We start from the raw sequence: 6109 nt of genomic DNA, 5'->3' as shown, positions 1-6109 counted from the left end.
GGGTCGGGGTACATCTCGAGGACGCGGAGTACCAGCTCCTTGTCCTGGAGGTTGCTCTGCTCGACGAGCTTGCGGAAGCCCTCCCAGTCCTGGGCGGTATAGTGTGCTGCGACGTCCTTGTCCACACGGAGACGATTGAGCTCACGCTTGAGGTACTGGGTGGTATTCTTCTCACGGCTCTGAGCGAGCTTGTCATTGAGCTCCACGCCACCATCGGGTGAGGCGTAGGCCTGCACCTCGACATCGACGTCCTGATTGGGGATCTGGTAGGCGTTCTGTACGAGATCCTTCCAGTTGCGGATCTCGCTCTTGGAGAGCTCGGTGCCGCGGAGATTAGCCTGCTGGATGAGGAATTGGATGTTGGCGTCGTACTCCTTCTTGATGATCCTCTGGAAGTTGTCCGGAGCGAGTGCCGGCATGGCGTACGCCACATCAGCGAGTGCCTCGGTGGCGATGGTGCCCTCACCTACCTTAAGGTCGGGGAGGCGGACCTCCTTGCCATTCACCTTGGCATTAAATCTGAGGAAGAGTGACGCATTGCGCATCTCGGGCTTCCAGTCGAAGTCGCTATTCAGCACCACGCTCTGCCCGGCATAGGCGACGGTCTGAGCATTGCCGCGTACCTTCTCTCCCTGCAGGGCGTAGGCGGTGCCCCAGCTCTCTCCGCCGGGATACTTGAGGATGGGAGTGATACGTACCTCTGCCTTCTTATTGAACCACTTATTGGGGAAGCGGACATTGATGGTAGCCGGGACCTTCCCGCCCTTGAGGACAAGGGGCTGGGGATCTACGCTCACGCGCTGGGGATCCAGGGGCTTGAGGGTGCTGCAGGCAGCGAGTCCCACAGAGAGTACGAGGGCGGCGAGTGTCGCCATCTTAATGGTCTTCATTCTTCTAAGTCTTTAATTCTAATGTTACTCTGCTACAAAGGTAACGAAATAAAGCAGGTATCCGGTGGCTTCCTCCTCTTATTTTTTCCTTTCCTCACTAAAGAAGCCGAGTGCCGCCTCCTCGGTGAGGAGACGGCACTCGGTCTGTGGGGTGGGATCGATTACTCCTTGGATCGGCCGACGTAGGAGCCGTCGCGGGTGTCGATCTCGATGCGCTCACCGGTGGTGATGAAGAGCGGGACCATCACCTCGGCGCCGGTCTCCACGGTAGCGGACTTGGAGGCGTTGGTGGCGGTATTGCCCTTGACGGCAGGCTCGGTGTAGGTCACCTCGAGCGTGACGTGGGCGGGAAGCTCGCAGGTGAGGATCTCCTCATTCTCTGCATTGATCATCGCCTCGACCATGTCGCCCTCCTTGAGGAACTGCACGCCGACGATCGCCTCCTCGGGGATGGTGATCTGCTCGAAGCTCTCCGGGTGCATGAAGACGAGACCCATCTCGTCCTTGTAGAGGTACTGGTAGGGACGGCGCTCGATGCGGACGTCCTTTACCTTGACGCCGGAGGTCCAGGTTTTATCGAGTACGCGACCGTCGCGGAGGTTGCGCAGCTTTGTGCGGACAAAGGCGGGACCCTTGCCGGGCTTTACGTGGAGAAACTCTACGATCTCGTAGAGCTGGCTGTCGAGCTCGATGCAGACGCCGTTCTTAAAATCTGCTGTTGTAATCATGGTGGTATGTTTTGTATTAATGTGTTATCAGTGTCCGGAGATGTCCTTGGGGGCGGCGCCAAATTGCATGAGGAAGGCCTTGATGAAGCCATCCAGGTCGCCGTCCATGACGCCATCGACATCGGAGGTCTGGTAATCGGTGCGGTGGTCCTTGACACGCCGGTCGTCGAAGACGTAGCTGCGTATCTGGGAGCCCCACTCGATCTTCATCTTACTGCCCTCGATCTCCTCAGTCATCTTGTGGCGACGCTTGAGCTCTCGGTCGTAGAGCTCGGACTTGAGGTGTCGCATGGCGTTGGCACGATTCTCCTGCTGCTTACGGGTCTCCGTATTCTCGATCAGGATCTCCTCCGTCTCGCCGGTGTCGGGGTCGGTGTACTGGTAGCGCAGTCGGACGCCGGTCTCGACCTTATTGACGTTCTGCCCACCGGCGCCGCCGGAGCGGAAGGTGTCCCAGCTGATCTTGGCGGGGTCTACCGTCACCTCGATCCGGTCGTCCACGAGGGGTACGACGAAGACGGAGGCAAAGGAGGTCATCCGCTTGCCCTGAGCATTGTAGGGCGATACGCGGACGAGACGGTGGACACCATTCTCGCTCTTGAGATAGCCGTAGGCGTAGTCGCCCTCGATCTCAAAGGTGCAGGTCTTGATCCCGGCCTCGTCGCCGTCCTGCCAGTTGGTGATCGTCACTTTGTACCCGTGCGCCTCGGCCCAACGCTGGTACATTCGCGCCAGCATGGAGGCCCAGTCCTGACTCTCGGTGCCACCGGCACCGGAGTTGATCTGGAGTAGGGCGCCCAACTGATCCTCCTCGCTCCGCAGCATATTGCGCAGCTCAAGGTCATCGAGAGCCTCCAGGGTAGAGGCGTATATTTTGTCGGTCTCCTCCCCGGAGATCAGCTCCGGCTCCTCCTTAGCATACTCGAGGGCGAGGGAGAGCTCCTCCGCCATCGTGTCGATCTTATCGTAGTCCTCGATCCAGCGCTTCAGGTCGCCAACCTCGCGCATCTTTTCCTGCGCCTTGGCGGGGTCGTCCCAGAAGTGCGGGTCCTGAGTCCGGAGTTCTTCTTCTTTTAGTTGTATTCTCTTGTTATCGATGTCAAAGGTACCCCCTCAGCGCATCGCGGCGCTCCAACACCGAAGCAAGTTGGTCTGATGTCATCATAATAATCGAGTCGATTAGTGTGATAGTTGGTGATACAAATAGGTGAGTGAGTGAAGGAGGGGGAGGGCTCGCCTAAGCTCTCCCCCTCATCGCTCTATGCAAAGGTACAAAAATGCGGGCAACCCTCCCTTACCTGCTCAAGCTCAGCGGAGCATCGGCAGTACGCGCCTGAGACCGGCGATGAAGGTGTCCACCTCATCGCGAGTGGTGTAGAGGGCAAAGCTGACCCTCGCCGTGCCGGTGATGCCATACCGCTCCATCAGTGGCTGAGCGCAGTGGTGCCCGGTGCGGAGGGCGATGCCGAGGTGGTCGAGCAGCGTGCCGAGGTCGTAGGGGTGGACGCCGTCGACGAGGAAGGAGATGACACTCTCCTTGCCCGGTGCGGTGCCGTAGATCCTCATCCCCTCGATCTGCTCCATCTCGCTCGTGCAGTAGTCGATCAGCTCCCGCTCGTGAGACTGTACCTCATCGATGCCGATCTCGCTCACGTACTTGAGTGCTGTCTCCAGTCCGAGGCTGCCGATGAAGTCCGGCGTCCCGGCCTCAAACTTATACGGCAGGTCGGCGTAGGTGGTGTGGTCAAAGGAGACGTGGTCGATCATCTCCCCGCCGCCCTGGTAGGGCGGTATCCGCTCCAGCCACTCCCGCTTGCCGTAGAGGACGCCGATGCCGGTCGGACCGTAGATCTTGTGTCCGCTGAAGGTGAGGAAGTCGCAGTCCCATGCCTGCACATCCACCGGACGATGGGCGATAGCCTGAGCGGCATCGATGAGGCAGGGGACGCCGTGTGCGTGTGCTATGTCGACGATCTCGCGCACCGGATTGACGGTGCCGAGGACGTTGGAGAGGGCGGTGACTGCCACCATTTTTGTTCGTGGGGAGAAGAGCTTCTCGTACGCCTCCATATCAAGCTCTCCCTCATCGCTGATGGGGATCACGCGGAGCTTGGCGCCCTGGAGCTGCCAGGGGACGATATTGGAGTGGTGCTCCATCGTGGAGACGATCACCTCGTCACCCGGCTGCATAAAGGCTCGGCAGTAGGTGTCCGCCACGGTATTGATGCCGTCGGTGGTGCCGCGGGTGAAGATAACCTCGGCAGCCTCCCGGGCGTGGATAAATTGGGCTGCGGTCTCCCGCGCCGCCTCGTGCGCCTCCGTCGCCACTCGGCTGAGGTAGTGGACACCGCGGTGGATATTCGCATTGGCGTGGAGGTAACCCTCCGCAAGCCGGTCGATGACGCACTGGGGACGCTGTGTCGTGGCAGCGTTGTCGAGGTAGGTCAGCGGCACCTCCTTATATATGGTGTCCCGCAGGGCGGGGAAGTCCTCCCGCAGTCGCTCTACATCCATAGCCATCCGGATCACTTACCCGAGAGGAGCTGCTTGACGATACGGGAGATGTCGCCGCCCTGAGCCTTGCCTGCCAGCTCCTTCGTGGCTGTGCCCATGATGCGTCCCATCCCCTTCATGTCCGTGACGCCGAGCTTCTCGATCAGAGCGCGGATGTACTCGGTGAGCTCGCCCTCCTCCATCTGCTTGGGGAGGTACTCCTCGAGTATCTTGGCCTCTGCCTCCTCGCCCTCGGCCAGCTCCTGGCGACCATTGTCGTGGTATATCTGTGCCGCATCGAGTCGCTGCTTCTTCATCTTCTGCAGGATCTCTATGGCGTGGCTATCGGTGAGCTCGCCCTCGGCGCCCTTGGCGGTCTTTGCCTCGAGGAACTCTTTCTTGACCCCTCTCAGAGTCTCTGTCCGCACGTGATCGTGCGCCAGCATCGCCTTCTGTATATCTTCGCTTATTTGGTCAAATAAATTGCTCATAGCTATTCTTCTGTCTTAGTCGTTGCCAAATCGGATGATCTCCTCCTGCTCCTCATCGTCGGGGAGACTCTCCTGCGTCTCCGGTGCGGGCGAGATCGCCGGCTCATCTATGGTGGTCGGTGCCTCCGGAGTGACGGGAGTGCTCTCTGGTGCGTGAGACTCGAGTGAGCCGAGGTCATCCACTCCTGCGACCGGCTCCCGCCGTGTGGTGACGGGGGTAGGCTTCCCCTCCGTCCCACCTGAGGTGCGGAGGTGCTGGCGGAGCTTCTTCAGGTCCTCGTCCTTGCGCTTCAGCGTCGGGGTGGCGAGGACCGCGGAGATGAAGTCGTCGTTGTCCAGCTCGTCCTCGCTGAAGATCACCGTCGCGTAGGGACCTGTGTCGAGTACGTCGCCATAGAAGAGGCTGATCTTGCGGTCGTTCTCGTGCCTCTTCTCAGCGGTCTCGCCGATCTCCTTACTGATCGCATCGCTCAGCTCCTTGCCATACTCGTCGTAGCGGAGGTCGCCCTCGCTGAAGCCGGAGGCGAGGAGCGTGACGCCGATCTCATTCTCCATATCCTCCCGCTCGCTGATACCCCAGATGAGGGAGTAGTTATTCTGGATCTTCTCCAGCTCGCGCTGGAAGTCCTGCGCGATCGCCGCCTTGGGGTCGTGCCCCTTGAGGAAGGTCAGCAGCAGGAGGACGCGCGAGGCCTTGTCGAAGTTGGTCGTATTGACAAGCGGTGACTTCAGCGCCCGATCCATGGCGACGCTGACGCCCTCCTCCTCGCTCGCAAAGCCCATGGTGATGATTGAGACGCCTCCATTCTGCAGCGTCGTGCGGACATCGGCAAAGTCGAGGTTGATCGCACCCTTGATCGTGATCATCTCCGCAATGGCTCGGGTAGAAGTAGTGACGACGTCATCCGCTTTCTTGAAGGCCTCGGTGATCGTCAGGTCGGGATAGACCCGGTAGAGCAGCTCGTTCTTGATCACAAGAAGAGCATCCACATTCTTCGCCAGCTCCTCCACGCCCTGGATCGCCTGGAGGATCTTCACTCGTCCCTCGAAGACGAAGGGGATCGTCACCACGCCGACCGTCAGCTTGCCCATATCCTTGGCGATGCGGGCGATCACCGGAGCGGCGCCTGTGCCGGTGCCGCCACCCATACCGGCGGTGATGAAGACCATCTCGGTCCCGTCGTTGAGTGCCTCGCGGATCTCCTCCGCCGACTCCTCGGCGGCGGCGTGAGCCACCTCGGGTCGATTACCGGCGCCGAGCCCCTTGGTCGTCTTCTGTCCCAGCACGATCGTGTCGGGGACGTTGCACTCCAGGAGGTGCTGCCGGTCGGTGTTGCAGAGGAGGTAGGAGACGTGGTCGACGTCCTGACCATACATATAGTTAACGGCGTTGCCACCACCGCCACCGACGCCGATCACCTTGATGATCGTCGGGATCTCATCCTTTTTTTTGCTGCTGATATTGAGTAATTCGCTCATAAGTCCGATACGTATCTATGATAAAAAA

General features: G+C 59.9%; 5 protein-coding genes and 1 pseudogene. All 6 read right to left on the bottom strand.

The window, feature by feature from the left end; translation table 11 throughout:
* Positions 1-890 (bottom strand): annotated as a pseudogene (locus Q0F21_RS04725) (hypothetical protein); the annotation flags it as partial.
* Positions 891-1051: 161 nt separating this feature from the next.
* Positions 1052-1618 (bottom strand): elongation factor P, encoded by a 567-nt coding sequence (gene efp / locus Q0F21_RS04720; RefSeq protein ID WP_018107567.1) that lies wholly within the window; start codon positions 1616-1618, stop codon positions 1052-1054.
* Between the two features lie 27 nt (positions 1619-1645).
* Positions 1646-2783 (bottom strand): peptide chain release factor 2 gene (prfB, locus tag Q0F21_RS04715; protein WP_297237864.1). Its coding sequence is split into 2 segments (ribosomal slippage): positions 1646-2719 and positions 2721-2783, totalling 1137 coding nucleotides; the frame shifts between segments, so codons are not numbered across the junction.
* A gap of 143 nt (positions 2784-2926) precedes the next feature.
* A complete protein-coding gene (locus Q0F21_RS04710) occupies positions 2927-4138 on the bottom strand; it encodes a cysteine desulfurase (RefSeq protein ID WP_297237862.1) in 1212 nt (403 codons plus the stop codon).
* Between the two features lie 5 nt (positions 4139-4143).
* The gene (locus Q0F21_RS04705) at positions 4144-4602 is read right to left on the bottom strand and encodes a GatB/YqeY domain-containing protein (RefSeq protein WP_297237860.1); all 459 of its coding nucleotides are present in this window, start codon (positions 4600-4602) and stop codon (positions 4144-4146) included.
* A 15-nt stretch (positions 4603-4617) separates the two neighbouring features.
* On the bottom strand, positions 4618-6081 hold the full coding sequence (gene ftsZ / locus Q0F21_RS04700) for a cell division protein FtsZ (RefSeq protein WP_297237858.1): 1464 nt from the start codon (positions 6079-6081) through the stop codon (positions 4618-4620).
* Positions 6082-6109: the final 28 nt, after the last annotated feature.

The sequence above is a fragment of the uncultured Porphyromonas sp. genome (assembly GCF_934359325.1).
Taxonomy (GTDB): domain Bacteria; phylum Bacteroidota; class Bacteroidia; order Bacteroidales; family Porphyromonadaceae; genus Porphyromonas_A.
This window is presented reverse-complemented; position numbering and strand designations above follow the sequence as displayed.